Annotated in this window: 23 protein-coding genes; 12 read left to right on the top strand and 11 right to left on the bottom strand. The window is 59.0% G+C overall.

All coding sequences use genetic code 11. The features are described 5' to 3' along the window. Positions 1–156 precede the first annotated feature (156 nt). Positions 157–798 carry a ribosome biogenesis GTP-binding protein YihA/YsxC gene (yihA, locus tag AB7M29_RS03580; protein ID WP_217857023.1) on the bottom strand — a complete coding sequence of 214 codons (642 nt, stop codon included), beginning with the start codon at positions 796–798 and terminating at the stop codon, positions 157–159. A gap of 191 nt (positions 799–989) precedes the next feature. On the opposite strand from yihA, the gene AB7M29_RS03575 reads away from it, so the two are divergent. The 7 genes from AB7M29_RS03575 to AB7M29_RS03545 all read left to right on the top strand — a co-directional run bounded on the left by AB7M29_RS03575 (position 990) and on the right by AB7M29_RS03545 (position 8,257). Beyond that, complete coding sequence (locus tag AB7M29_RS03575; protein ID WP_038980343.1) at positions 990–1,280, top strand: c-type cytochrome; 291 nt, start codon at positions 990–992, stop codon at positions 1,278–1,280. 46 nt (positions 1,281–1,326) lie between these two features. Then, a complete protein-coding gene (locus tag AB7M29_RS03570; RefSeq protein WP_007902879.1) occupies positions 1,327–1,938 on the top strand; it encodes a c-type cytochrome in 612 nt (203 codons plus the stop codon). Positions 1,939–2,135: 197 nt separating this feature from the next. Next, positions 2,136–2,777, top strand: a complete 642-nt coding sequence (locus tag AB7M29_RS03565; RefSeq protein ID WP_217857022.1) for a thiol:disulfide interchange protein DsbA/DsbL — start codon at positions 2,136–2,138, stop codon at positions 2,775–2,777. A 14-nt stretch (positions 2,778–2,791) separates the two neighbouring features. Further along, positions 2,792–3,652 carry an endonuclease/exonuclease/phosphatase family protein gene (locus tag AB7M29_RS03560; protein ID WP_217857021.1) on the top strand — a complete coding sequence of 287 codons (861 nt, stop codon included), beginning with the start codon at positions 2,792–2,794 and terminating at the stop codon, positions 3,650–3,652. Further along, positions 3,653–5,683 carry a diguanylate cyclase gene (locus tag AB7M29_RS03555; protein ID WP_454246347.1) on the top strand — a complete coding sequence of 677 codons (2,031 nt, stop codon included), beginning with the start codon at positions 3,653–3,655 and terminating at the stop codon, positions 5,681–5,683. 104 nt (positions 5,684–5,787) lie between these two features. Then, positions 5,788–6,567: an N-acetylmuramoyl-L-alanine amidase gene (locus AB7M29_RS03550; RefSeq protein WP_052963557.1), complete on the top strand. Its 780-nt coding sequence runs from the start codon at positions 5,788–5,790 to the stop codon at positions 6,565–6,567. Positions 6,568–6,640: 73 nt separating this feature from the next. Beyond that, entirely contained in the window at positions 6,641–8,257 is a 1,617-nt protein-coding gene (locus tag AB7M29_RS03545) for an EAL domain-containing protein (RefSeq protein ID WP_217857019.1), read from the top strand. Positions 8,258–8,269: 12 nt separating this feature from the next. Here AB7M29_RS03545 and AB7M29_RS03540 read toward each other — a convergent pair whose 3' ends face one another. Beyond that, positions 8,270–10,060 (bottom strand): ATP-binding protein, encoded by a 1,791-nt coding sequence (locus AB7M29_RS03540; RefSeq protein WP_217857018.1) that lies wholly within the window; start codon positions 10,058–10,060, stop codon positions 8,270–8,272. 10 nt (positions 10,061–10,070) lie between these two features. Beyond that, the gene (algB, locus tag AB7M29_RS03535; RefSeq protein ID WP_052963554.1) at positions 10,071–11,417 is read right to left on the bottom strand and encodes a sigma-54-dependent response regulator transcription factor AlgB; all 1,347 of its coding nucleotides are present in this window, start codon (positions 11,415–11,417) and stop codon (positions 10,071–10,073) included. 441 nt (positions 11,418–11,858) lie between these two features. On the opposite strand from algB, the gene AB7M29_RS03530 reads away from it, so the two are divergent. The 5 genes from AB7M29_RS03530 to AB7M29_RS03510 all read left to right on the top strand — a co-directional run bounded on the left by AB7M29_RS03530 (position 11,859) and on the right by AB7M29_RS03510 (position 16,216). Then, complete coding sequence (locus AB7M29_RS03530) at positions 11,859–12,143, top strand: hypothetical protein (RefSeq protein ID WP_052963553.1); 285 nt, start codon at positions 11,859–11,861, stop codon at positions 12,141–12,143. Positions 12,144–12,225: 82 nt separating this feature from the next. Continuing rightward, complete coding sequence (locus tag AB7M29_RS03525) at positions 12,226–12,390, top strand: DUF1328 domain-containing protein (protein WP_003177151.1); 165 nt, start codon at positions 12,226–12,228, stop codon at positions 12,388–12,390. Positions 12,391–12,392: 2 nt separating this feature from the next. Then, a complete protein-coding gene (locus AB7M29_RS03520) occupies positions 12,393–12,857 on the top strand; it encodes an inhibitor of vertebrate lysozyme family protein (protein WP_123720069.1) in 465 nt (154 codons plus the stop codon). A 683-nt stretch (positions 12,858–13,540) separates the two neighbouring features. Then, positions 13,541–14,872 (top strand): glutamate/aspartate:proton symporter GltP, encoded by a 1,332-nt coding sequence (gene gltP, locus AB7M29_RS03515; RefSeq protein ID WP_052963551.1) that lies wholly within the window; start codon positions 13,541–13,543, stop codon positions 14,870–14,872. 114 nt (positions 14,873–14,986) lie between these two features. Next, complete coding sequence (locus tag AB7M29_RS03510; RefSeq protein WP_454246346.1) at positions 14,987–16,216, top strand: nucleoside recognition domain-containing protein; 1,230 nt, start codon at positions 14,987–14,989, stop codon at positions 16,214–16,216. Between the two features lie 135 nt (positions 16,217–16,351). Here the strand turns inward: AB7M29_RS03510 and AB7M29_RS03505 are convergent, their stop codons facing one another. The 8 genes from AB7M29_RS03505 to AB7M29_RS03470 form a co-directional block, all read right to left on the bottom strand. Then, the gene (locus AB7M29_RS03505; protein ID WP_454246345.1) at positions 16,352–16,978 is read right to left on the bottom strand and encodes an ABC-type transport auxiliary lipoprotein family protein; all 627 of its coding nucleotides are present in this window, start codon (positions 16,976–16,978) and stop codon (positions 16,352–16,354) included. Continuing rightward, positions 16,975–17,913 (bottom strand): MlaD family protein, encoded by a 939-nt coding sequence (locus AB7M29_RS03500; RefSeq protein WP_454246344.1) that lies wholly within the window; start codon positions 17,911–17,913, stop codon positions 16,975–16,977. The genes AB7M29_RS03505 and AB7M29_RS03500 overlap by 4 nt, the downstream gene beginning before the upstream one ends. Position 17,914: 1 nt before the next feature. Beyond that, positions 17,915–18,718: an ABC transporter ATP-binding protein gene (locus AB7M29_RS03495; protein WP_454246343.1), complete on the bottom strand. Its 804-nt coding sequence runs from the start codon at positions 18,716–18,718 to the stop codon at positions 17,915–17,917. Beyond that, complete coding sequence (locus AB7M29_RS03490) at positions 18,715–19,863, bottom strand: MlaE family lipid ABC transporter permease subunit (RefSeq protein WP_454246342.1); 1,149 nt, start codon at positions 19,861–19,863, stop codon at positions 18,715–18,717. The genes AB7M29_RS03495 and AB7M29_RS03490 overlap by 4 nt, the downstream gene beginning before the upstream one ends. Before the next feature lie 54 nt (positions 19,864–19,917). Continuing rightward, positions 19,918–20,946, bottom strand: coding sequence for a DUF5924 family protein (locus AB7M29_RS03485; protein WP_217857011.1), 1,029 nt, complete (start codon positions 20,944–20,946; stop codon positions 19,918–19,920). Between the two features lie 225 nt (positions 20,947–21,171). After that, complete coding sequence (locus AB7M29_RS03480) at positions 21,172–22,548, bottom strand: M16 family metallopeptidase (RefSeq protein WP_454246341.1); 1,377 nt, start codon at positions 22,546–22,548, stop codon at positions 21,172–21,174. A 56-nt stretch (positions 22,549–22,604) separates the two neighbouring features. Beyond that, a complete protein-coding gene (locus tag AB7M29_RS03475; protein ID WP_123720076.1) occupies positions 22,605–24,263 on the bottom strand; it encodes a Na/Pi cotransporter family protein in 1,659 nt (552 codons plus the stop codon). Positions 24,264–24,474: 211 nt separating this feature from the next. Then, the gene (locus AB7M29_RS03470; protein ID WP_052963542.1) at positions 24,475–25,242 is read right to left on the bottom strand and encodes a TerC family protein; all 768 of its coding nucleotides are present in this window, start codon (positions 25,240–25,242) and stop codon (positions 24,475–24,477) included. Positions 25,243–25,314 lie beyond the last annotated feature (72 nt).

The raw sequence follows: 25,314 nt of genomic DNA, 5'->3' as shown, positions 1-25,314 counted from the left end.
GAATGGCTGGTGAAGCCCTTCGATGCTCCTATGTTGTGTTAAGTGTTGGCAGATATCTGGACCCCGCCCTAGCGGTCCGGAGCTTGAACCCCGGAACTTCTCCCTCCCCATATGAAGTCCGGGGTTTTTTTTGCCTGCAGATTTGTCTGGAGAGGGTTACTCGGCAATCTCAGCGCCTTTGTCCGCCAGCTCCATCCAGCCCGCCAGTACAGTGTAGGCGTCTTCGAGGCCCATGCGTTTGGGTGCCGAAAACAGCTGGATAGTGATCGAGTCGCCCCAGCCCTTGCGGATTTCCGCCTGAACCTTTAGCAGCGCGTTTTTCGCCGCGCCGTAGGTCAGCTTGTCGGCCTTGGTCAGCAAAATATGCATCGGCATGCCACTGGCGATGGCCCAGTCGAGCATCAGCAGGTCGAAATCGGTCATTGGATGACGGATGTCCATCATCAGAATCAAACCTTTCAAACTCTCGCGACCACCCAGATAGGCTTCCAGGTGACGCTGCCAGTGCAGCTTCAACGGGATTGGCACTTTCGCGTAACCGTAACCCGGCAGGTCGACCAGACGGCGTTCATCGTCTAGCTTGAAGAAGTTCAACAGCTGCGTGCGACCCGGTGTTTTCGAGGTCCGCGCCAGGCTGGCGTGTGTCAGGGTGTTCAACGCGCTGGATTTGCCGGCGTTGGAACGCCCGGCGAAGGCCACTTCAAAGCCTTCGTCGTCGGGGCATTGGTCGACTTTGGCGGCGCTGAGCATAAAGGTGGACTGTTGGCACAGACCGAGGATGGGGTTCTTGAGTTGCATGGGATTTCCGATGTGGGCGGCGCCGGGAATGGACGCGGCAAGCAGTGTCGTTTCCGTTTCAGTGACGCCAGTATATAATGCCGCAGATTTTGTGTGCGCTTTGTCCCAGCGTAGGATGAAGTTCACGAGAGCGATTAACCTTGATTGCGCATTAGAACGCAGCACGCTCTCAACCCTGAAAAGGTCGTTTTATGACGAAATGGCTGCTAGCTGCCGGTGTCTTGATGCCGCTTTACAGCGCTCAGGCTACACAGGATCCGGAAGCTGTGTACAACCGTGTTTGTGGTGCCTGTCATTCCGGCCAACTACCCATGGCGCCCCGCAAAGGCGATCAGGAAGCTTGGACGCCGAGGTTGGCGAAAGGTATGGAGACGCTGGTGCAACACGTGACCCAGGGTTTCAAGGCGATGCCGCCGCGTGGTTTGTGCATGGACTGCAGTGCCGAGGATTACCGAGCCATCATCCACTGGATGAGCGAGTAAACCCGGCCCATAACTCTTTAACCCTTAGCCGTAGTTGGATTAGCTGATGAACAAATTGATCGTGAGTCTGCTGTTGACCGTGGGGATCTCCGGCATTGCCCATGCTGCAGGTGATGCGACTGCTGGTCAGGCGAAAGCCGCAGTATGTGGCGCCTGTCATGGCCCGGATGGCAATAGCATGGCGCCTAACTTTCCGAAACTGGCAGGCCAGGGCGAGCGTTATCTGAACAAACAGCTGCACGACATCAAGTCCGGCAAGCGCACGGTACTGGAAATGACTGGCCTGCTGACCAACCTGAGCGATCAGGATCTGGCTGATATCTCCGCCTACTTCGCCAGCCAAAAAGGCAGCGTCGGCGCCGCCGACCCGAAAGTCGTGGCTCGCGGTGAAGCACTGTTCCGTGGTGGCGACCTGGCCAAGGGCCTGCCAGCCTGCACCGGCTGCCACTCTCCAGATGGCAAGGGCAACGCAGCTGCCGGCTTCCCGCATCTGGGCGGCCAGCATGCTCAGTACGTCGGCAAGCAACTGACCGACTTCAGAAAAGAAGAAGGCGGCCGGACCAACGACGGCGATACCAAACCGATGCAGAGCATCGCTAAAAAGCTGAGCGACGAAGATATCGCCGCAGTCTCCAGCTATATTCAAGGCTTGCACTAAGGTCTGTGATCGAGCGTTGTGAGGGGTGTACATCTCTTGCAACGTTAACACTCGATTAATCCGTCGATGCAAACATAAAAAGGGTGGCTTTGGCTGCCCTTTTTTGTGGCCGCTGCCGTTACACTACAAACTCAAGTCCGCCAGGATCTGTCTGAAAACAGGTCGCGCGAGGCGACCCAATTGTCCAGGAGTAAAGCATGCGTAATCTGATCATCAGCGCCGCGCTCGTCGCTGCCAGCCTGTTCGGCATGACTGCCCAAGCCGCCGAAAAACCTGAAGCGCCCTATGTCGAGCTGAGCAATCCGGTCCCGGTGGCCGTGCCTGGCAAGATCGAAGTCGTGGAGCTGTTCTGGTACGGCTGCCCGCATTGCTATGCCTTCGAACCGGTGATCAATCCCTGGGTTGAGAAACTGCCTTCCGACGTGAATTTCGTGCGCATTCCGGCCATGTTTGGCGGCCCTTGGGACGCCCATGGCCAAATGTTCCTGACCCTTGAATCCATGGGTGTCGAGAGCAAGGTGCATGCGGCAGTTTTTGAAGCGATTCAGAAAGAACACAAGAAACTGACCGACAAAGAAGACATGGCCGACTTCCTGGCGACCCAAGGTGTAGACAAGGACAAGTTCCTGGCCACCTTCGACTCCTTCGCCATCAAGGGCCAGATCAACAAAGCCAAAGAACTGGCAAAGAAATATGAAATCTCCGGCGTGCCTACCATGGTCGTCAACGGCAAGTATCGCTTTGACATCGGCTCTGCCGGCGGTGCCGAACAAGCGCTGAAACTGGCCGACCAACTGGTTGCCAAAGAGCGAGCGGCAACCAAGGCCGTCGCCAACTAAGCGCGGCACCTGCCATGCGCCGCTGGGGAACTGAACGCATCGTTGGCCTGCATCATCCGCGGGTCAACGAACATCACCTGGAAGCAACGGGGTTGCCCGTGGACAGCCGTCTGCGTTTGCTCAGTTTCAATATCCAGGTCGGCATCAGTACCGAGCGCTATCGGCACTATCTGACCCGCGGCTGGCAGCATCTGCTGCCGCACAACGGGCGTGCCGACAACCTGCAAAAAATCGGCAATCTGCTGGGCGACTTCGATCTGGTCGCCTTGCAGGAAGCCGATGGCGGGAGTCTGCGATCAGGCTACGTCAATCAGGTCGAACACCTGGCGCAGCTCGGCGCCTTCCCCTACTGGTATCAACAACTCAATCGCAACCTCGGTCATCTCGGTCAGCACAGCAATGGCGTGCTCAGTCGACTGCGCCCGTGGGCGATTGAAGATCATCCGCTGCCGGGGCCCAAGGGTCGCGGGGCCATTCTGGTCCGCTTCGGCGAAGGTCCAGAGGCGCTCGTGGTAGTGATGATGCACCTGGCGCTGGGCGCTCGGGCCCGCAGCTTGCAACTGGCCTACATCCGCGAGTTGATCGGCGGTTATAAACACCAGGTGCTGATGGGCGACATGAACACCCATGCCAGTGACTTGCTGCAAAACTCCCCGTTGCGTGATTTAGGCCTGCTCGCGCCGCAACTGGAAGCGACCTTCCCCAGCTGGCGCCCACAGCGTTGCCTGGACCATATTCTGCTCAGCCCCACCCTGACCCTTGAAAAGGTCGAAGTGCTGGCACATCCCATTTCCGATCACCTGCCGGTCGCGGTAGAGATTCGTCTGCCGGGTTCGCTCACGGCTGATGCATTGCCCGCGTTGAGTCCTGCCTGAATGAGCGACGAAGCACAGCGCTGGAAAGAGAAATACCTCAAAAGCATCGAGCAACAGGAAAAACTGGAACGTCGATGGGACGCCCGGCTTGATCTACTGCGTCGTGGCCTGGTGCGCAGTACCCTGGCTGCAGAAGGTACCGATCGCGCCGTTGACCAATGCATGAAGGAAATGCGCGAAGTCGTACGCACCGATGACATGGACGCCGGCCTGGCTGCCTTGCTGCCGCGTCTGGAAAAAGCCGTGCTCGACTCCGAGCAGCGCCGGGAAACCCGGGTCGATCAAGTCAGTGCCGCCCTGACAGCGCTAGTCTCTCAGCTGCAAGCGTTGCCTTTGCCCCGGGAAGTAAGCCGACCACTGAAGCATTTCGCCAAACAGCTGGACGGACGCGTAGGTCAGGCTCGCGAGATCCCTTTGCTGCTCAGCGAACTGAGCGGCTTGCAAGGCAAGGCCTTGAACCTGCTGGAGAACCCTGTAGAGCCTGGTCGCCCGGGTTTCCTGCAGCGGTTGTTCGGTAGGGAAACGGAAGAGACCGCGCCACAGTTCGCCGCCCCCGAATCGCAAATGCCTGCCCCGCAACCTGTCGAACCGATTACAGCATCGGCCGAGCCCCCACAAGCGATGGCCAATCTCACGCCAGTCGCCGATAAGCCGCAAGTGGTGTTGCCAACCGTAGAAGCCGCCCTGCCAGCTGCTGCGCGCCCTGAGCCAGCGCAAATTAAGGCGCCAACAGCAATGGCACCTGCGGCTGAAGTCGTGGCGTTTGACCCGCCCGTCCTTGAGCCAGAAGCTACGAGCAGCCAAGTCCTGGCGTTACAAACCCGACCGAATGTCGAGCAGCCACAAGACCCGGCTCCAGCGATCAGCCTACCGGCCACTCAGGCTCCGTCGGCAATCAATCCCGATGAACTGACTCCGGTGACCATCGATCCAGAGCCGTCCGAGCACGATATTCTGTATGCCCTGCCGGACTCGCCGGAGCCGTCCTACAGTTCTGTCGCCAAGCACATCGAAGACACGCTGGTGGGCCTTCTCGATGACCTGGCATTGCCCGAGCGCCATCGCCCGCAAGCCGAGGCGATGCGCGATCGTCTTCAAAATGGCTTGAATTGGTACGAATTGCTACCGATTCTCGATGACCTGGCAACATTGATGCTGGCAATCACCGACAGCGGCCAGCACGAATTCGAAGCATATCTACAGCAACTCAACGAACGCCTCGAGTCATTTCAGAGCAACCTGCAAGCGGCGAGCGACGGCCACGCCGACAACCGCTCGGCCGCGCGGGAGATGGACACGCAGATTCGCGAGAAAGTCGACGGCTTGCAAAGCAGCATGCAGGAAGCGGCAGACCTTGATGATCTCAAGCATGTGCTGGAAAACCATCTCGAAGGCCTGCTCGGCACCATGGACCAACACCAGAAGCAGCGCGACGAGCGTGAACAGGAAGTAGCAGCCCGCCTGCAAAGCCTGGCCGAAAGAGTTGCCCACATGGAGCAGGAAGCCTTGGGCTACCGCGAGCATCTCGAAGAGCAGCGCCAGAAGGCGTTGATCGATCCATTGACCGGCCTGCCGAATCGAGCAGCCTGGAGCGAACGCCTGGAGCATGAAATCGATCAATGGCAGCAACATGGGAATACTTTGTTACTGGCAATGCTCGACCTCGACCATTTCAAACGCATCAATGACAACTATGGTCATCTGGCGGGCGACAAGGTGCTGAAAATCATCGCCAGCGTGCTACGCAAGCGTCTGCGCGGGACGGATTTTATTGCCAGGTTCGGCGGTGAGGAGTTTGTGTTGTTGATGCCAGCCACACTACCTATGGCTGGCGCGAAACTGCTGGAAACCTTGCGCGCATCGATCGAAGCCTGCCCGTTCCACTTTAAGGGCGAGCGAGTCACCATCACCATTTCCATGGGACTGACTGCATTCAGACCCGGCGAACATAGCGATCTTGTGATTAAAAGAGCTGATCAGGCGCTATATCGGGCGAAAAATAATGGCCGGAATCGAATAGAACTGGGTTGACAGCTAATTGTGCCATTTTGTTTAAAACAGCACTTTTGCCGTCTGCGCCCAAAGCAATGCCGTTACACTGTTGCATTATTGTCCTGCGCGTACTGTCTTCTGCCATGAAATTTCTTGCTCTTATTGCGTCGCTGCTTTTATTAGCCGGGTGTGCCAGCGGCCCCCGGGTCGACACCAGCCACCCTTCAGCCAATTACGATAATCGTATTCAGTTTGTGGTGATGCACTACACCTCCGCTTCCCTGGAGGAGTCGCTGAAATTGCTAACCCATGGCGAGGTCAGCAGCCACTATCTGATTAGCGACGACAAGCGCGCCACTATTTATAAGCTAATGGATGAAAATTTCCGGGCCTGGCACGCTGGCGAAAGCGAATGGCAAGGTCGGACCTGGCTGAACTCCAGTTCCATTGGTATCGAGATCGTTAATCAGGGCTTTGAGGACACCCCGAACGGGCGTCTTTGGTATCCCTACAGCGAAGCCCAGATTCAGTCGATGATCTTCCTGCTCAAGGACATCAGTAAGCGCCAAGGGATCAGCCCCCGCCATATCATTGGTCATAGCGACATCGCACCGATGCGCAAACTCGACCCCGGCCCGCTGTTCCCCTGGAAGCGCCTGGCTGCCGAAGGCCTGGGGATCTGGCCGAACGAGCAGGCTGTGGCGCGGCAACAAGCGCAGTTCGCCGTGCAATTACCCAGCATCAGTTGGTTTCAGGGACAGCTTGCCCGCGTGGGCTATGCCACGCCGCAAACCGGCGAACTGGATGTAGAGACACGTAATGTGCTGGCAGCCTTTCAGCTGCATTTTCGCCCTTCCCGTTTCGACGGTACACCGGACGCACAAACCGCGGCGATTCTTCAGGTGTTGAATCAGACAAAATAATGACGCCCGCCCGACGGTCAGCGCTTTTTCCAAATCAGCAGCTATAACTCATTGGTAATTCTTCGGATATTCCATGATGCCTGCTGCTCGGGAGAGACTGCATAGCTGGTTCTATCGCCCTTGGTTTTTGGCGATGCTGGCTACTGCCTTGAGCGCAACGCTTCTGACGGTCGGCAGTTTGTTCGTGGCGATGCATCAAGTCGAGCACAACGAAAGCCTGGAAATGAATGCCCAGGGAGAACGCTTTCTGGTTCGTCTGGAGCAGCTGTTCGGGCAGTTGCGCGAAAGCCTCGATGACCTGGAAGCCCAACCGTTGCGAGGCTGCGATGACGAAATGATCGCCACCCTGCAGCAGGTCAGCTTCAACTACCGCTTCGTTTATGAAGCCGCTTATATGGACACTTCGCGAACCTGCTCCAACCGCCCTCGCCAGGAAGGGGTGTCGCTGATCCGACCGCCGGACATCAAAGGCCCCACCTACAGCTATTGGCTGAACACCACCACCGAACCCGATGAGAACCGCGCCGCCCTGATGCTAGGGCGTGGCAATTTCCGGGTGGCGACGTCCCGCGGGCATTTGACCGACATGGTCGATCTGTCTCCAGGGAGCAGCCTGTTGGTGGTGCTCGACCACGGCACCCGGGCGATTCCGGTGCTCGGTGTCGCGCAGGCCTGGCCCCCCGCGGAGCCCTGGCCCCCGAAAAGTCCCAATGCGCTGCAAGTCACCCATACCCGCCTGATTTACCGAATGCCCACTAACACCCCCGAATACCAACTGGTACTGATCACCCCACGCACAGGAATGCATGTACCGGCAGTATGGTGGTGGTTACTGCCGGCCAGCCTGGCGTTGAGTGCCTGTGTAGGCATTCTGGTGTTTTTGCTGGTACGCCAGCGTCAGTCGCTGGATGCCGAACTGCAAGGCGCCATGCGGCGAGGCGAGTTGCAGGTGTTGTATCAACCGATCTTCGACCTCGACAGCCGCAACTGCGTCGGTGCCGAAGCCCTGTTGCGCTGGCGAAGGCCGGACGGCACGCTGACCAGTCCCGACCTGTTCATTCCGATGGCGGAGAATACCGGCCAGATTCGCCAGATGACCGACTTTGTATTGCAGCGCCTGCTGGAACAGCTCGGGCAACTGTTGCGGTCCAATCCGCAGCTGTACATCTCGGTTAACCTGGCGGCCTGCGATGTCATGGTGCCGCGTATCGGTCAGGTGATAGCGCGCCTGCTAAGTGTGCACCGGGTAGCGGCCAGGCAGATTGCCTTTGAGGTGACCGAACGCGGATTGGTCGATGTGGTGGTGGCCCGAGAAAACCTGCAAGCCCTGCGGGATGTCGGGCATCAGGTGCTGATCGACGACTTTGGCACCGGCTATTGCAGCCTCGCCTACCTGCAAACCCTACCGGTGGACTGCCTGAAAATCGACAAGGCGTTTATCGACGCGCTGGGCCACGACGCCGCCAGCAGCGGCGTGGCACCGCACATCATTCGCATGGCTCAGGCCCTGCAACTCAAGGTGATTGCAGAAGGCATCGAACATGAAGCCCAAGCGGTGTTTCTGAGCAGCGAAGGGGTTAAGTTCGGTCAGGGCTGGCTGTTCGCCCACGCACTGAGCGCCGTGCAGTTCATCGAACTAATTACCCGTGGCCGCCGATTGAGGATGCGACGTCTGGATGACGAAGCCTGAGATGGCTACGGTTTATATCGCCAGTGCCATGTAGAACTGCGTCCCCTGCCCCGGCCGTGAATAGACACCCATCCGCCCGCCATGCAGTTGCACGATTTCCTTGCACAGCGCCAGACCAAGCCCGGCACCGCCCTTTTTGCGGCCGACCTGGACAAAGGGCTCGAAGATCCGTCCCTGCTGGCCGTAGGCAATGCCCTCGCCGTTGTCCTCGACACTGATAATCATCCGCTCTCCATGGCGCCGGGCCTGCAAACGGATCAGTCCGTCGTGGGAGGTATGGCGCAAGGCGTTGTCGATCAGGTTGTCGAGCACCCGCTCCAGTTGTGCCTGATCGGCTTGCAGCCGCGGCAACGGCCCCTGCACTTCCACCAGCAGCTCAATGCCCTTCTCCTGCGCCGAGACGGCAAAACGTGTCTGGGCCTGATCCAGCAAGTCTTCGATGGAGCACGGTGCCAGCGTGAGTTTTTGCAGGCCGTTCTGATAGCGAGAGAAATTCAGCAGGTCGTTGATCAACTGCATGAGGCGCTGCATTTCTTCGTTGACGGTGTCCAGCAGGTCGGCTTCGCGAGAGTCTGCGGCAAAATGCGTCCGCTCGCGGAACAGGCCGAATGCCATGTGCATCCCGGTAACCGGTGTGCGCAACTCATGGGAAGCGCGCAGGACGAACTCGCTACGTACCCGTTCGAAGGCACGCTGTTCGGTGACGTCATGCAACACCATCACCGCACCGAGAATATGACCCTGGGTATGGCTGACCGGGGTCAGGCTATACGTCAGCAATCGCGACTCGCCATCCACCTCGATATTCAGGTCCTCCGGCGCGCGCTCCAGTGTGCCGCCGCGCAATACCAGCTGCAGTTGTTCATCCAGTTCGGGACGCTCAAGCGCCGTGCCCAGCCCTTGACCGAGACGATCGGTGTCCCAGCCTAATTGGCGCTGAGCCACCGGGTTGAGGTGCTCGAGATGACCTTGACGATCGATAATCAGCAAACCGTCGTCGATGCTGTCGAGCACCGCTTGCAAACGTTGCTGACCGGCGAGCAGCTCGTCGATATTGGTAGCCTGGTGCTCACGCAGGGCCTCGGCCATGATTCCGAAACGCCGGGTCAACTGATTCATTTCCACCGCGGAAGAAATCGGCAGGGTCACTTCGAAATTACCTTGGCCGATGTTGTCAGCCGCCGCGGCCAAGGCCTCGATCGGAGCCCCGAATCGCCGGGCGATCGCATGGGCAGTAATGAACCCGATGAACAGCACTGCCACCCCGACCAACCCAAGCAGGCCGGCAATCAATAGTGCCCGCTCCCGGGCCTTGCGTTCGATCTCGTTGATATTGTCCAGTGCGCGCTTCTGTTCATAAATCAAGCCATTACGCAACGCGTTGAATTTCTCTTTGAGATCCCCGTCACCACTGACTACCTGTACCGGAGCACGGGAAAGATCAAAGGCCTGCAGTAAGCTCTGATAATCGGCCTTGGCCTTTTTGAAACCATACTGGGTGCCTTCGCTGGACGGCTCGCGAGCAATGCCTTCGTCAAGCAACTCAAGGGAATGCTGCTTGGATGCCTCGAACGCCGCAGCATCAGGTTGCTCGTCGAGCATGATGATCAGTTGATCACCCAGGGTCTGACGCAGCTTCAATCCCAGGTCCAGCGTGACGAAGTTGTCACGGATCAGGGCTTCCTGAGTACCTGCCATCTGCATCACGCTGACCAGCCCGAGCAAGAGCCCAAGCAGCGCCACCGTAATCAGCGCGGAAATACTCAGAAACAGCCGGGTGCGCAACGTCATCGCCAGTTTCATCGATTACGACTCACAGGTTGTACTGCTTGCGTTTGCGGTACAGGGTCGAGGCATCGATACCCAGGGTCTTGGCCGCCTGATCCAGCGTGTCGGCCGTGGCGAGGACCGCGCCAATGTGAGCTTTTTCCAACTCATCCAGGCTCAACGCAGCACCAATGCGCGGCGTGTGGTTGGCCGGTGCCTCGGCCATGCCCAAGTGGCTGAGCTCGACCCGCTCCTGCGGGCAAATAATGCTCGCGCGCTCCACCACGTTGCGCAGCTCGCGAATGTTGCCCGGCCAGCGGTAGCTGAGCAGCGCTTCGCGGGCCTCGTCGCTGAAACACCGGGCCGGACGCGAGTATTCCTTGACGAAGCGCGCCAGGAAGCGGTCTGCCAGGTTAAGAATGTCTTCCCTGCGCTCGCGAAGCGGCGGCAAGTGCAAGGTGATGACGTTCAGGCGATAGAGCAAGTCTTCACGAAAACGACCATCGCGAACCATGTCTTCCAGATTGAGGTTAGTCGCTGCGAGGATTCGCACGTCAGCGCGACGCGTCACCGGATCGCCCACGCGTTCGTATTCCTTATCCTGAATGAAACGCAGCAATTTTGGCTGCAAGGTCAGGGGAAAATCGCCGATCTCGTCGAGAAACAGCGTTCCGCCGTCGGCCTGATTGACACGACCCAAGGTACTTTCACTGGCACCGGTGAAGGCGCCCCGGCTGTGGCCGAAAAGCTCGCTGTCCATCAACTCTGCAGTCAGGGATGGACAATTGATGGTCACGCAGGATTTCTTCTGGCGTTTGCTCCAGCCGTGAATCGCCCGTGACAGTTCACCTTTACCGGTGCCTGACTCGCCGAGAAGCAGAATATTAGCGTCGGTACTGGCAACCTGGCGTGCGGTTTCGAGTACTACTTTCATGGCCGGACTGTGGGAATCCAGGCCCTCTTTGGGTTTGCGCACTTCACCTTCGAGGGCTTCCAAACGCGCCGAGAGTTGTCGTACTTCCAGCTGTTTGGCAGTGGCCAGACGCAACTGGTCGGGGCTGCAAGGTTTGACCAGATAGTCGGCGGCACCAGCCTGAATCGCATCCACGGCAGTGTCCACCGCCGAGTGAGCAGTCACGATCACCACCCGCATCCACGGCGCCTGGATGCGCATTTGGGCCAGCACATCGAGCCCATTGTCTTCACCCAGGCGCAAATCGAGGAAGCACAGATCGAAAACCTGGCGCTGCAATAAGGCCTCGGCCTGAGCAGCGCTGGTCGCGGTGGCCACGCTGTAGCCTTCATCTTCGAGGCAATAGCGAAAGGTTCGGAGGATGGCGGATTCATCATCCACCAGCAGAATGCGGCCTTGATGCTCAGTGGCTGATTCCATGTTCCTGCGCTCCTTTAATTGTTGATTTTGGTTAGGCCCAGAAAAATCGGGCAAGTTGCATGATTGATTGTGGCCGATTTCAGCCAAATCAGCGGAGCTATCTACTTATCAACAAGATAACCAGCTGATTTATTTGATTTTTTATTAATGAACCGTTCTTCGGCGATGGCCTGCGTCCCTTTCTGACATCTGCGCCCTTCCCTCAATTCCAAAAATATTGAAAGTATTCGCGAGTCCATCGTGCATTACGCACGACCTCAGAAGGGCCATCGTGCAGGATGCGTTCAGAACGATTTGGACAAATCATTTAACTCATTGATTTAGAACGAATTAACACTAACAAAAAGGTGGCATGCAGGCTGCAGGAGTCTGGGTAACAAGGGCATTTAATGAACCAGCGCCCGCCAAAGATCACTACCCCAGCGTGGGAGGAACTTCAGGATGAATCGCCAAGGTGCCGCCCAATTGCGTATCTCGCCATTGCTTGTCCAGCAAGGCTTGTTTGTCCTGCTGGCGCTATTGATCACCTTGATTGGCGGCCAGCAGTACTTGCGTTGGGAACAGAGCCAGCAGCCAGAGACGCCGCACCTGTCGATTCCACACACTCCCCAAACCCATTTCAGCGCCGTCAGCAGCAGCCTGGCTGACAGCGACTCGATGCGAATGATGGACGTCGACCAGGCCCAGCCTGTGGATGAGACGCCTCAGGAACGTTGGGTGTTTTAGGTAAACGAACTTGGCGCGCTCGACGCGCCGGGAAAAGCACCACAAGCACCACCTTTAAACAGAACGCGTAAGGAGAATCACCATGTTGAGTTGGGCAATCACATTCTTGATCATTGCCATCATCGCTGCAGTACTGGGCTTCGGTGGTATCGCGGGCACCGCTACGGGTATCGCCAAGATTCTCTTTGTCGTATTCCTGGTGATGTTCATTGCTTCCTTCTTCTTTGGCCGCCGCGGTCGAGGCTGACCATGAGCATTTCGTTAAAGACAGTGGCAGCCGCCCTGCTTCTGGGCGGCAGTGCCATGGCAATGGCGGCCAACGATGGCCAGATGCGGGTCAATGAATTGCTCACTGCAGACCCGCAGTACCGTGAAACCTGGCAAGGCGTTGTGAAGAAAGAAGAACGCCTGCCGGAATGGGTGATGAACCTGTCCGGCGATGCCGAGCAAATGAATGCTGTTGAAGAGGATGGCGACGAGTATCTGGTCGGGCCGCTCTGCGAAACCCGGCAGACGTGTCTGAACAACCGCTTGATCGTGGCATTCAGCTTCGACAAGAAGGATGCCTACGCCATGCTGGTCGAAGTGCCAGCAGGCCTGCCGGCCGACAAGTCGCCCACACGACATGCCGACTACCGCTTCCTGGGAAAACCGGACGAAGGCATGCAGAAGTTGTTGATGGAGCAACTGAAGAAAGATCCGAACTGGTACTGAGTTTCGAAACACGAAAGAGGCCCCAGCGCTTCTTTCCACTGCGCTACCCGAGGACGGTAGACGCATGACCAAGGGGTCGGGACGTTCTGACTGTTCAGGGTCGGAGTGACCTAGGGGTACAGGGAGTACCCGCGCAAGGGCCGGGTCAGGTAAAGCTGCGACGCAAGTTCGCCGGGGCCAGAGGGCTCGACGGACTTGCGGAGGGCTTCAACGTGCAAAACGTTGATCTAGAGCACTCAGTTCATCTGCTATTGCTGCATATTCCCCGCAAAACCGTTTCGCGGTGTTTCTTCGTGACCGTATATCGAGAAAGCTCCGACTTTCTCGAGACGATAATTCACAGCCAAACGTAGGCCTTTTCCTAAATTTCCGCCTATTTAAAAAACATCGACCTGCGCTGAAATGGCCGGCTCACGGCACTTATGCCCGCCTGAATGTCGTATTCAAACCGGGTGGGACGCGGGTTTCAGTTAAAAAATCTCATGCCGATTCGGCATAGGGTAGGCGTTTACGGCATTAGACGGCGCTTCCCGGCATCGGAATAGTTGCGCCTTTTTCGCTGCCTGAGAGCTGTAAATGCTCGCTCGCGGGGACCTTATACGGGGGCCGATGCAAGACTTGTTCGCCATTGAGCGTTTCAGTTCATGCATCAGCCTGAGTCAAACGCAAGTAAGGGTAAAGATATGAAGAAGGCAAAGCTTAGCCTCGCCTGGCAGATCCTCATCGGTCTGGTTCTGGGGATAGCAATTGGTGCACTGCTCAACCATTTCAGTGCCGAAAAGGCTTGGTGGATCAGCAATGTCCTGCAACCGGCAGGCGATATCTTTATCCGTCTGATCAAGATGATCGTGATCCCGATCGTGATTTCCTCGCTAGTTGTCGGCATTGCTGGCGTGGGCGACGCGAAGAAACTCGGTCGCATCGGTCTGAAGACCATCATTTACTTCGAAATCGTCACCACCATCGCCATTCTGGTCGGTCTGGTGTTGGCCAACGTGGTCCATCCGGGCACCGGCATCGACATGAGCACCCTGGGTACGGTGGATATTTCCAAGTACCAGGCCACTGCCGCCGAGGTTCAGCATGAACATGCGTTCATCCAGACCATCCTCAACCTGATCCCGTCGAACATATTCGCGGCCATGGCCCGCGGCGAAATGCTGCCGATCATCTTCTTCTCCGTGTTGTTCGGTCTCGGTCTGTCGAGCCTGCAATCGGACCTGCGCGAGCCGCTGGTGAAGATGTTCCAGGGCGTATCGGAAAGCATGTTCAAGGTCACCCACATGATCATGAACTACGCCCCGATCGGCGTGTTCGCATTGATCGCGGTGACCGTGGCCAACTTCGGCTTCGCCTCTCTGCTGCCGCTGGCCAAATTGGTCGTTCTGGTTTACTTCGCCATCGCCTTCTTCGCCTTTGTGGTGCTGGGCCTGATCGCTCGCCTGTTCGGCTTCTCGGTGATCAAGCTGATGCGCATCTTCAAGGATGAGCTGGTCCTGGCCTACTCCACCGCCAGTTCCGAAACCGTGCTGCCGCGCGTGATCGAGAAGATGGAAGCCTACGGCGCGCCGAAAGCCATCTGCAGTTTCGTGGTACCGACCGGCTACTCGTTCAACCTCGACGGTTCGACCCTGTACCAAAGTATCGCGGCAATCTTCATTGCCCAGCTCTACGGCATCGACCTGTCGATCAGCCAACAATTGCTGCTGGTGCTGACACTGATGGTCACCTCCAAAGGCATCGCCGGCGTACCGGGTGTGTCCTTCGTGGTGCTGCTGGCCACTTTGGGCAGCGTTGGTATTCCGCTGGAAGGCCTGGCGTTCATCGCCGGTGTCGACCGCATCATGGACATGGCCCGTACCGCGCTAAACGTGATCGGCAACGCCTTGGCCGTGCTGGTCATCGCACGCTGGGAAGGTATGTACGACGACGCCAAGGGCGAGCGCTACTGGAACTCTCTGCCGCACTGGCGCAGCAAGGAAAAATTGCCGGTTGGCGAAATTTCCAGCAACTGACGCTCCCACATTGGTCTTTTGCCAGCAGTACTAAACAAACCCCGGAGAAATCCGGGGTTTGTCGTTTCTGACTACCCCGCTATCATTCGCCGCATCTTCCGGGGGATTCGACTGATGCTTAATGGCTTGTGGCTTGGCTTCTTCATCGTGGCGGCCGTATCGGCGCTCGCGCAGTGGCTGATCGGCGGCAACGCCGCGATCTTTGCGGCGATGGTGGAGAGCATTTTCGCCATGGCCAAATTGTCGGTCGAGGTCATGATCCTGCTGTTCGGCACCCTCACCCTCTGGCTGGGGTTTCTGCGGATTGCCGAAAAGGCAGGGATCGTCGAATGGCTGGCTAAGGCGTTGGGCCCGCTGTTCCTGCGCCTGATGCCGGAAGTGCCGCCCGGGCATCCGGCCATCGGTCTGATCACACTCAACTTCGCCGCCAATGGCCTGGGCCTGGACAACGCCGCCACGCCGATCGGCCTCAAAGCCATGAAGGCGCTGCAAGAGCTCAACCCCAGCGACACCATCGCCAGCAACGCGCAGATCCTCTTCCTGGTGCTCAACGCCTCCTCCCTGACCCTGCTGCCGGTGACGATCTTCATGTACCGCGCCCAGCAAGGCGCGCCCGATCCGACCCTGGTGTTCCTGCCGATCCTGCTCGCGACCAGTTGTTCGACCCTGGTCGGCCTATTGTCGGTGGCGTTCATGCAGCGTCTGCGCCTGTGGGACCCGGTGGTGCTCGCCTACCTGATTCCCGGTGCCTTGGCACTCGGTGCGTTCATGGCGCTGCTGGCGACGCTCTCGGCGACCGCTCTGGCGGGCCTGTCATCGATCCTCGGCAACCTGACGCTGTTCGGGCTGATCATGCTGTTTCTGGTGATCGGCGCATTGCGCAAAGTGAAGGTCTACGAAGCGTTCATCGAAGGCGCCAAAGAAGGCTTCGACGTGGCCAAGAATTTGCTGCCGTATCTGGTGGCGATGCTCTGCGCTGTGGGCGTGCTGCGAGCATCCGGAGCGCTGGATTTCGGTCTGGACGGGATTCGTCATCTGGTGGAATGGGCCGGTTGGGACACGCGCTTCGTCGACGCGCTACCGACGGCCATGGTCAAACCCTTCTCCGGCAGCGCCGCACGGGCAATGCTGATCGAAACCATGAAAACCTCTGGAGTCGACAGCTTCCCGGCGCTGGTGGCGGCGACGATTCAGGGCAGTACCGAAACAACCTTCTATGTGTTGGCGGTGTACTTCGGCGCGGTGGGCATCCAGCGCGCACGGCATGCGGTGGGGTGTGCGTTGCTGGCGGAATTGGCGGGGGTGCTTGGCGCGATCGGGGTTTGCTACTGGTTCTTCGGCTAAACCAAGAACCCTGTGGGAGCGGGCTTGCTCGCGAAGAGGCCGGTACATTCAACATCTCTGTTGACTGACACACCGCCTTCGCGAGCAAGTCGAATCGTCGCACCGCCGCTCCCACATTAAATAGGCGTCGGACCTTTATGGCCTCAGCGGCGGCGCAACTTTCTGACCTTGCTCCACCGTCCAAGCCACCACCTGCGCCGTCAATTGGTCGCTGGCCAAGCCAAAACCGGTCACCACTGCCGGCACCTTCACATCACTCAACGGCTGACGCACTTCAAAGTGCCGGCTGGCGAGGATTCGCTGGTCATACCCACGCACCAACAACGCATCCAGGCGCACGACCACGCTCGCCGCCGTACCCTGGTATTCAGTCTGGAACGCTTGCAGGTTTCCGCCCAGTTCCAGGTCCGCCTGGAAATTACTGTCATCGGTGCTGAGCAACGGCACCCGACCGTCACGCTGGAAACCATCGAGCAGACGATTGCGCAACAGCACCGGTGCCGGATCGCTCCAGCGTGAAGCCTTGTAGCTGCTGATCAGGTCACCTTGAGGTATCACTGCGATTTTCGGGTTGTTCAAGGCTTCGCTGGTCTGAGGCTTGGCCAGCCGCAACGACCAGCGCTGCGGCGTGCCGTGTTGGGCCGATGCGTCGCGCTGTGCCGACGGCAGTCGATAGACATCGGAGGGCTCGGCCTTGGGGAAAATCGAACAGGAAGTAACCAACGCAAAACCGGCGAGGAGGGCGAGATGAGCCAGCTTCATGGCGTGAACTCCTTGTTCTTGTCATTGCCCAGCAGATAACCGCTGGGGTTGGCCTCAAGCCGCTGGGAAATGGTCCGCAACGAACTCAAGGTATCGCGCAGCTCACGCACCGCCGGTGCCAGGCTATTGAAGCCCTGCATGCCGTTATTGAGGGAATCCTGATTGGCGGAGAGCAATGTGTTGATGGTCGCGCTGCTTTGCTCCAGGGACTTCATGGCTTGCTCGGCACTGCCGAACATCTGCTTGCCCTGATCGTTGAGCAGGCCGTTGGCGTTGCGCATCAACGCGGTGGTCTGTTCCAGGGTGGCGCTGGCCTGCTTGCCAACCGAAGCCAGTTGCTGCATCGCCTGACGAATATCACCGCGCTGATCGGCGATGGTGCCGGTGGTTTGCTCCAAGTGCTCCAGGGTCTTGCTGATACGCGCGACGTTCTCCGAGGAGAACAACTGGTTGGCGTTGTGCATCAACACGTTCACGCCCGCCATCAGATCGCTACTGTCGTTCAGCAGCCGGGCGATGGGCGAGGGCGATGCAATGATTGTCGGCAAATCACCGTCCTTGCCCTTGAGCGTCGGACTTTGCGGCGTGCCACCGCTGAGCTGGATGATCGAAGTCCCGGTGATCCCGGTCAGCGCCAGCTTGGCCTGGGTGTCTTCTTTGATCGGAGTGTCTCCGCCCAGGCGAATCCGCGCCAACACCCGGCGCGGATCGTTCGGGTCCAGGCGCAGCATCACCACGTCGCCGACCTTGATCCCGCTGTACTGCACGGCGCTACCGTTGGACAGGCCGCTGACCGCCTCGTTGAAGACGATTTCGTAATCCTTGAATTCGGTATCGACACTGGACTTGGCCAGCCACAGACCGAAGAGCAGGGCGCCTGCCACCACTATGACGGTGAACAGGCCGATCAATACGTGATGAGCTCGGGTTTCCATGTCAGACCTCGTTGAGCTGGTTAGCGGCCGTCAGCGCCGCGCGGCCGCGAGGGCCATGGAAGTATTCGTGAACCCACGCATCATCGGTTTCCGACACCTTGTCGATGGCGTCCGCCACCAGCACTTTCTTCTGCGCCAGCACTGCCACCCGGTCGGTGATGGTGTAGAGCGTGTCGAGGTCGTGGGTCACCAGAAACACACTCAGGCCCAAGGCATCGCGCAGGGTCAGGATCAGTTGATCGAAACCGGCGGCGCCAATCGGGTCTAGACCGGCGGTGGGTTCGTCGAGAAACAGGATGTCCGGGTCCAGGGCCAAGGCACGGGCCAGGGCAGCGCGCTTGATCATGCCGCCGGACAGTGAAGCAGGGTATTTGTCAGCCGCCGACAACGGCAGCCCGGCCAACGCCATTTTCACTGCCGCCAGATGCTCGGCGTCGGCACGGCTCAGGCCGGCATGTTCAATCAGGGGCAGGGCGACGTTCTCGGTCACGGTGAGCGAAGAGAACAAGGCACCTTTCTGGAACAACACACCGAACCGCCGTTCCACCAGCGAGCGCTCGTGTTCCGACAGGCTCGGCAAGTTCTTGCCGAAGACCTTCACCAGCCCTTCGCTGGGCTGACGCAGGCCGACAATGCTGCGCAGCAGCACCGATTTGCCGCTGCCGGAACCGCCGACCACCGCCAGAATCTCGCCCTTGTACAAGTCCAGGTCGAGGTTCTCGTGCACGCTCTGCCGGCCGAAGCGATTGCACAGCCCACGGACTTCAATCACCGCCTCTGAAGGCGCTCGGGGTAAACGACTCACCAGTCCATCTCCATGAAAAACAACGCAGCCACGGCGTCGAGCACGATCACCACGAAAATCGACTGCACCACACTGGACGTGGTGTGCGCGCCGACGGACTCGGCGCTGCCGCTGACCTTGAAGCCCTCGAGACAGCCGATGGCGGCAATCAGGAACGCAAAAATCGGTGCTTTGACGATCCCCACCAGAAAGTGCTGAACGCCGATATCCGATTGCAGCAGTGACAGGAACATCGCCGGCGAAATATCCAGCGACAGCGCGCAGACCACGCCACCTCCGACAATCCCTGACACCATCGCCAGAAAGGTCAACATCGGCAGCGCCACCAGCAACGCCAGGACGCGGGGCACTACCAGCAACTCCATCGGGTCGAGGCCGAGGGTGCGGATCGCGTCGATTTCTTCGTTGGCCTTCATCGAACCGATCTGCGCGGTGAACGCACTGGCGGTGCGGCCCGCCATCAGGATCGCCGTGAGCAACACGCCGAACTCCCGCAGAAAAGAGAACGCCACCAGGTCCACGGTGAAAATACTCGCGCCAAAACTCGCCAGCACCGTCGCCCCGAGAAACGCCACCACAGCGCCCACCAAAAACGTCAGCAGGGCGACGATGGGGGCGGCATCGAGGCCGGTCTGCTCGATGTGAGCGACCATCGGCGTGAGGCGCCAGCGTTTGGGCCGAAACAACCCGCGAGCGATGGTTTCCAGAATCAGGCCGACGAAACCCAATAGTTGCAACGTGTCCCGCCAGACTGTGTCGACCGCACGACCAATGCGGGTCAGCAGTTGAATGCCGACGCTGATTTCCGGTTCTTTGATCGGCACGCAGAAATCGGTCAGCGAGCAGTACACCGTCTGCAGCAAGGCGCGATCAGCGGAAGAAAGGGTGCAATCGGGGTGTTCGGCAGATTTGCCCAGCCGCTCGGCCCCCAGCAGCTCCACCAGCAATGACGCACCCGCCGTATCGAGCGCGCCGAGGCCATTGAGATCGATGTGGGTGTTGCTGTCGTATTGGCCACGGAGCTTTTCGCTCAGGCGGCTGAGATCGGCGTAATGGGCGAGCGTCCAGTCACCCGTGACCCGCAACAGGGCAGGGCTGTGCGAGGTGTCCAGTTGGGCACTGCCGGGCATTGTGCTGCTAGTCATAAGCTCCGTGCTTGTTCGGCTATTACGCAGATCTGACTAATAGCACGAACCGCGTTACTTTTCTTTGATGGGTGTGCTGTCCAGGACCTTGAAGCGCAGCACGCCAATCAGCTGACCGTCCTCAGTCAGCACCCGGACCTGCCATTTGCCTGCGGGGTTGCCGGGGAAGTTCTGCTTGTGGGTCCAGGCGCGGTAGCCTTCCTTGCGCCCCCCGTTGATGTCCAGCGGGATACGGTCGACTTCTTTACCGTTGAACATCCAGACGTGATAAATCCGCTCGGCCAGACCCCGCGGGGCATTGATCGCGGTGTACGCGTACAGCCCACCGCCGCGAATCTGCTCGGCGCTGACTTCTTCCAGGCTCTTGCCGGGGGTTCGATCCTGCATTTGAGTGCTGATCGCCACATCGGTCATCCACAGGGTCGCCGGCGGAACCCAGGAGCGCAGTACCCAACCGGCGGCGCCGATGCCGACGGTGATGCTGAGGATCGCCAACGCATTGCGCACGGTGCGAATCGGGAAGATCGAGGCCAGGCTCGGGAACGACAGCAACATGGCAATGCCCAGCGCCAGTTTGAAGCTCTGGGCGGTGGTCAGGTGCAGGATGACGGGCAGGGCGGTCAGCAGGGCCGCGAACAGGGTCAGGGTGTGCAGCGCCAGGAACGCCCAGCGGCGCGGTGCCAGCCATTTGTAGTAGAGCGGGTCGATGATCGAAATCAGCGCCGCCATGCTCAGTAATCCCGTGAAGAACAACTGGCCGCTGTTCCAGGTGGTGGTGATTAAAAAGAACGGCAGGACGAAGAACAGGCTTTCCTGATGGATCATCTGCGTTGCGTAACGCAGCAGTGGCTGGGGTATTTCGCGCTTGAAGACCCTGGCGAACAGCTTGGTGAGGCTGTTTTCCAGCATCAGCCAGACCCAGCTGACCAGCATGATGGTGGTGATCCAGGTCGCCAGCCCTTGTTGGCGATCCACCAGCATGAAGCTGCCAACCCCTGAAATGAAACCGCCAAGCGCAATGACCCCGGGATAGCGCTTCATCAATTCGAGGATGCGCTGTACGTACAGGGTCAGATTCGGCATTCGGCGATTCACAATAGTCGTGGGGAAAATCCTCGACAGGGTACCGCCCGGGAGGCCCTGTGGCGAGGGGGCTTGCCCCCGTTGGGCTGCGAAGCGGCCCTGAAAAACGGCAACCCGGTTTATCTGACATACCGCATACATTGATATTGCGACTGCTGCGCAGCCGAACGGGGACAAGCCCCCTTGCCACAGGTGGAAACCATGCCCCGGTCCAAACAGGATTGGCTATCGTCTGCGGTGAACGCGCCAAGCCAATACTCCAAGCACCATCAGTCCAAAGCCCCCGACCATCGCCCACATCACCTGGTCATAACTCACCAGCGGCTTCTCGATCCGCAGATACCCCGGTTGCAGCAGCAACTCGCGCATTGCCTTGTTCGCCTCGGCCAGTGTCACGTCTTGCAGTGCCTTGGCCGGGTTGACGAAATGGCCGTCCTCGTAGTCGCCAAGGGCGCTCCAGTAATAGTCCGCCAGGGCGCTGTTGCCTTGCACGGCCCAAGCCTGGCGAGCGATGGCGGCTTGCTTGAGACGGGCGAAGGTGGCAGCGTCGAGGCCGTTCTTGAGTAGATCGGCTTTAAGCTCATCCAGCACCTGTTCCGCTGCCAGCACGTCGTCGCGATCAAGGTCGGCGTTTAGGCTCATGAAGCCCACCCCGCCAAATACCTCGCGCTCGGCCGAGGGACCGTAGGACAGCCTATGGGCCAGGCGCAATTGGCGATAGAGCGCCCAATCCAGATAGTCCTTGAGCAGGTCGAAGGTTTCGTCATGCTGGTCTTCCAGCACCGGTTCCGGCACCAGCCAGTGCAACTTGGCTCCGCCGCCGACGAAACCGTTACTCAAATTGCGCTCGTGGGCCGCGCTGGCCTGAATGTCTGGCAGCGGCAGGTGAGCGCTAGGCTCAACCGCTTCGAGCGCACCATAGGCCCGTTCCAGATAGGCCGGCAGCAAGCGGTCGAGGTCACCGACCACGATCAGGGTCATGTTGTTGGGCGCGTACCAGTCCTTGCGCACCTTCTCCAATTGCTCGCGGGTCAGGTGATCGACTTGCGCGCGCTCGGGGCATTTGAGGCCCAGCTCCACCGCCAACTGATTACTCGCGGTGTGGCCCAGGTCCTGGCGATCCAGCCAGCGTTGCAGGTGCGAGTAATGACCACCGTCTTCGCGCTCGACCACTTGCTTGGCGACGTTGATCGCATTGTCATCGATCCGGGTCTGGGTCAGCAGCGCCAATAACAGGTCGAGGACCTTGCGCTGGTTTTTCGCCGGGGCTTCGATGACGAAAGTCGTGTCGGCATTGCTGGTGTAGGCATTCCACTCACCGCCCAAGGCCTGCATGCGCTCTTCCAGACCGCCTTCGCCGGTGGCGTCGATGCCGCTGAACAACAAGTGTTCGAGCAGATGCGGCAGCTCTTTGTCGGCACAGCTGAAATCATCCAGGCCCACGCCAACCACCAACCGGATCGCCACATGCCCGCGCTCGGTGCCCGGTTTGAGGACCAATTGCAGGCCGTTGCGCAAGGTGTAGCCCTCGACCTGAAAGCGATCCAGGGCAAATGAAGGCAGTGAGCCAAGCAGCAGACAAGCGAACAGCAGACAACGCATAACGAGTTTCCGTACGACCAGCGTAAGTTCAACAGACTTCAGGTAACTGTGGACGTTCAGGGTGAATGAGTGATGTCAGTCAAATCGTCGACCGCCAGAGCGCCGGTGTCCGAAGTGCCCAACACCGCATAGGCACTGCTGCAGAACAGCGAATTCAAGCGTCTCATGTCAGCAATCAGTTCCAGATGCAGCGAACTGGTCTCGATACTTTGCACGATCTTACGGTTTAAACGGCTGACATGAGCGTGGGCCAGGCGGCGCTCCTGTGCGCGAAAGCGACGTTTCTCACGCAGTAACTGGCGGGCACTTTCCGGGTCGGCACTAAGGAACACTGACAACCCCAGACGCAGGTTGGCAATCAGCTGACTGTGCAGCCCCGCCAACTCCTCCAGGCCGACCTCGGAAAAAGACCGGCGTTGCGAGGTTTTCTGCTGCTGAACCTTGCGCAGCATGCGTTCGATCAGGTCGCTGGAGAGTTTCAGGTTGATCGCCAGCTCGATGGTTTCCGCCCAGCGCCGACTGTCCTGCTCGCTGAGGTCTTCGCGGGGCATTTGTGCCAAATAGAGCTTGATGGCGCTGTAGAGCGCTTCAACATCATCGGTCAGGCGACGAATTTCCTGGGTGACGGCGGTCTGTTTGCCGCGCAGCACGTCGAGCATGGCTTCGAGCATGCTGTCGACCAGATCGCCGATGCGCAGGGTTTCCCGGGCAGCGTTGGCCAGCGCCAGACTCGGGGTAACCAAGGCGGTCGGGTCGAGATGCCGCGGTTTGGCTGTGCCATTGATGTCCGGCCGCTCTGGCAGCAACCACGCACAGAGCTTGGCCATCGGCCCGACGCTGGGCAACAGGATCAGGCAACGCACGGTGTTGTAGAGCAGGTGGAAACCGATGACCATTTCCTGAGGGCTGAAGTCGAGGCTGTCGATCCAGTGCACCAACGGGTCGAGCACCGGAATGATCAGCAGAAGGCCGATCAGTTTGTACAACAGGCTGCCGAGCGCCACCTGACGACCGGCCGCGTTCTGCATGCTGGTGCTGAGGAAAGCAAGAATACCGCTGCCGATGTTGGCGCCGATCACCAGGCCGATGGCCACTGGCAGGCTGATCACGCTGGCACCGGCAAGGGTCGCGGTCAGCAGGACGGCAGCCAGGCTAGAATAGGAAACCATCGCGAACAGCGCGCCGACCAAGGCATCGAGGAGGATGTCGCCGGTCAGGGAGGCGAAGATGACCTTCACCCCTTGCGCCTGAGTGATCGGCGCGGCGGCCTCGACGATCAGCTGCAGCGCCAGAATGATCAGCCCTAACCCGATGCTGACCCGGCCCATCTGTCCTACTCGGGTCTGCTTGCGTGACAGGAAGAAAATCACCCCGAGGAAAATCAGCAGCGGCGACAGCCATGACAGGTCGAGGGTCAGTACCCGCGCCATCAGCGCGGTACCGACATCGGCGCCGAGCATGGTCGCCAGGGCCGGCGTCAGCGCCATCAGGCCCTGACCGACAAACGAGGTCACGAGCATGGCGGTGGCATTGCTGCTCTGAACCATGGCGGTCACCATGATCCCGGCGACAAACGCCAGCCAGCGCCTGGACATGTTATGGGCGATCACATGGCGCAAGTTGGAGCCATAAACCCGCAGGATGCCGGTTCGGACGATGTGCGTGCCCCAGATCAAAAGGGTCACGGCCGATAACAAATTGAGCAGGGTGAGCATGCAGGCCCCCTGTGGTGGTAGCGCCCCAGTGGGGCAAGTCAACGGTGCCGCGCGTTTTTCTACGTTGTACTTAAGCTGTAGTTGGCTAATGGTCTGGACGCCAGCATCGCATAGCTAAAGAGGCGATTGAAACAAAACTGTCATGAAAACAGTTTGCTGCAGAGATAACAAAGGGGCCCGAAGGCCCCTTTGTCATAGCAGGGTGTTCGGGTTACTGCCCCGGAACATCCTTGCGCAGTTTTACCGGATCCTGCTGTTTGCGCTTTCTCGCCATGGCGGTGCGCAACTTGATGTTGATCGCTTCCACCGCCAACGAGAACGCCATCGCGAAGTAGACGTAGCCTTTTGGCAAGTGCACGTCGAGCGATTCGGCAATCAGCACGGTACCCACCAGCAGCAGGAACGACAGCGCCAGCATCTTCAGCGACGGGTGCTTGTCGATGAACTCGCTGATGGTGCCAGAAGCCCACATCATCACTAGCACTGCAACGACAATCGCCGCGACCATGACCGGAACATGGGACACCATGCCAACGGCAGTGATCACCGAGTCCAGCGAGAACACGATGTCGATGATCGCAATCTGAATAATGGTGTAGAGGAAGTTGCCACCTTTGCCGCTCGGCTCGTCGTTGGCTTCATCTTCACCTTCCAGCGCGTGGTACATCTCTTGCGAGCTCTTCCACAGCAGGAACAGGCCGCCGAAGAACAGGATCAGGTCACGCCCGGAAATCCCTTGGCCGAAGACTTCGAACAGGTCTGCGGTGAGGCGCATGACCCAGGTGATCGACAGCAGCAACAGGATCCTCGTGATCATGGCCAGCGCCAGGCCGAAAATCCGGGTGCGCGCCTGCATGTGCTTGGGCATGCGGCTGACCAGGATCGAGATCATGATGATGTTGTCGATGCCCAGGACGATCTCCAGGGCAGTCAGGGTGAAGAAGGCAACCCAGATTTCAGGGTTGGTCAGCCATTCCATGTGTATTCCTTTGAGGATGTGTTAAACCACGAAGGGCCCAGGCTTCAAACAACAAAGCTTGGACCCGTCATG

The sequence above is a fragment of the Pseudomonas sp. F-14 TE3623 genome (assembly GCF_053629015.1).
Note: the sequence above shows the minus strand (reverse complement) of the source record. Positions and strands in the feature narration are given on the sequence as shown.

What these genes read in the sequence shown, in the direction of transcription:
- AB7M29_RS03560 (WP_217857021.1), top strand. Translation starts at nt 2,792, where the DNA reads ATGCGCCGCTGGGGAACTGAACGCATCGTTGGCCTGCATCATCCGCGG.
- AB7M29_RS03575 (WP_038980343.1), top strand. Translation starts at nt 990, where the DNA reads ATGACGAAATGGCTGCTAGCTGCCGGTGTCTTGATGCCGCTTTACAGC.
- AB7M29_RS03485 (WP_217857011.1), bottom strand. Translation starts at nt 20,946, where the DNA reads ATGCCGAATCTGACCCTGTACGTACAGCGCATCCTCGAATTGATGAAG.
- AB7M29_RS03550 (WP_052963557.1), top strand. Translation starts at nt 5,788, where the DNA reads ATGAAATTTCTTGCTCTTATTGCGTCGCTGCTTTTATTAGCCGGGTGT.
- AB7M29_RS03570 (WP_007902879.1), top strand. Translation starts at nt 1,327, where the DNA reads ATGAACAAATTGATCGTGAGTCTGCTGTTGACCGTGGGGATCTCCGGC.
- gltP (WP_052963551.1), top strand. Translation starts at nt 13,541, where the DNA reads ATGAAGAAGGCAAAGCTTAGCCTCGCCTGGCAGATCCTCATCGGTCTG.
- AB7M29_RS03545 (WP_217857019.1), top strand. Translation starts at nt 6,641, where the DNA reads ATGATGCCTGCTGCTCGGGAGAGACTGCATAGCTGGTTCTATCGCCCT.
- AB7M29_RS03525 (WP_003177151.1), top strand. Translation starts at nt 12,226, where the DNA reads ATGTTGAGTTGGGCAATCACATTCTTGATCATTGCCATCATCGCTGCA.
- AB7M29_RS03500 (WP_454246344.1), bottom strand. Translation starts at nt 17,913, where the DNA reads ATGGAAACCCGAGCTCATCACGTATTGATCGGCCTGTTCACCGTCATA.
- AB7M29_RS03540 (WP_217857018.1), bottom strand. Translation starts at nt 10,060, where the DNA reads ATGAAACTGGCGATGACGTTGCGCACCCGGCTGTTTCTGAGTATTTCC.
- AB7M29_RS03520 (WP_123720069.1), top strand. Translation starts at nt 12,393, where the DNA reads ATGAGCATTTCGTTAAAGACAGTGGCAGCCGCCCTGCTTCTGGGCGGC.
- AB7M29_RS03480 (WP_454246341.1), bottom strand. Translation starts at nt 22,548, where the DNA reads ATGCGTTGTCTGCTGTTCGCTTGTCTGCTGCTTGGCTCACTGCCTTCA.
- AB7M29_RS03510 (WP_454246346.1), top strand. Translation starts at nt 14,987, where the DNA reads ATGCTTAATGGCTTGTGGCTTGGCTTCTTCATCGTGGCGGCCGTATCG.
- AB7M29_RS03565 (WP_217857022.1), top strand. Translation starts at nt 2,136, where the DNA reads ATGCGTAATCTGATCATCAGCGCCGCGCTCGTCGCTGCCAGCCTGTTC.
- AB7M29_RS03490 (WP_454246342.1), bottom strand. Translation starts at nt 19,863, where the DNA reads ATGACTAGCAGCACAATGCCCGGCAGTGCCCAACTGGACACCTCGCAC.
- AB7M29_RS03505 (WP_454246345.1), bottom strand. Translation starts at nt 16,978, where the DNA reads ATGAAGCTGGCTCATCTCGCCCTCCTCGCCGGTTTTGCGTTGGTTACT.
- AB7M29_RS03555 (WP_454246347.1), top strand. Translation starts at nt 3,653, where the DNA reads ATGAGCGACGAAGCACAGCGCTGGAAAGAGAAATACCTCAAAAGCATC.
- AB7M29_RS03530 (WP_052963553.1), top strand. Translation starts at nt 11,859, where the DNA reads ATGAATCGCCAAGGTGCCGCCCAATTGCGTATCTCGCCATTGCTTGTC.
- AB7M29_RS03475 (WP_123720076.1), bottom strand. Translation starts at nt 24,263, where the DNA reads ATGCTCACCCTGCTCAATTTGTTATCGGCCGTGACCCTTTTGATCTGG.
- algB (WP_052963554.1), bottom strand. Translation starts at nt 11,417, where the DNA reads ATGGAATCAGCCACTGAGCATCAAGGCCGCATTCTGCTGGTGGATGAT.
- AB7M29_RS03470 (WP_052963542.1), bottom strand. Translation starts at nt 25,242, where the DNA reads ATGGAATGGCTGACCAACCCTGAAATCTGGGTTGCCTTCTTCACCCTG.
- yihA (WP_217857023.1), bottom strand. Translation starts at nt 798, where the DNA reads ATGCAACTCAAGAACCCCATCCTCGGTCTGTGCCAACAGTCCACCTTT.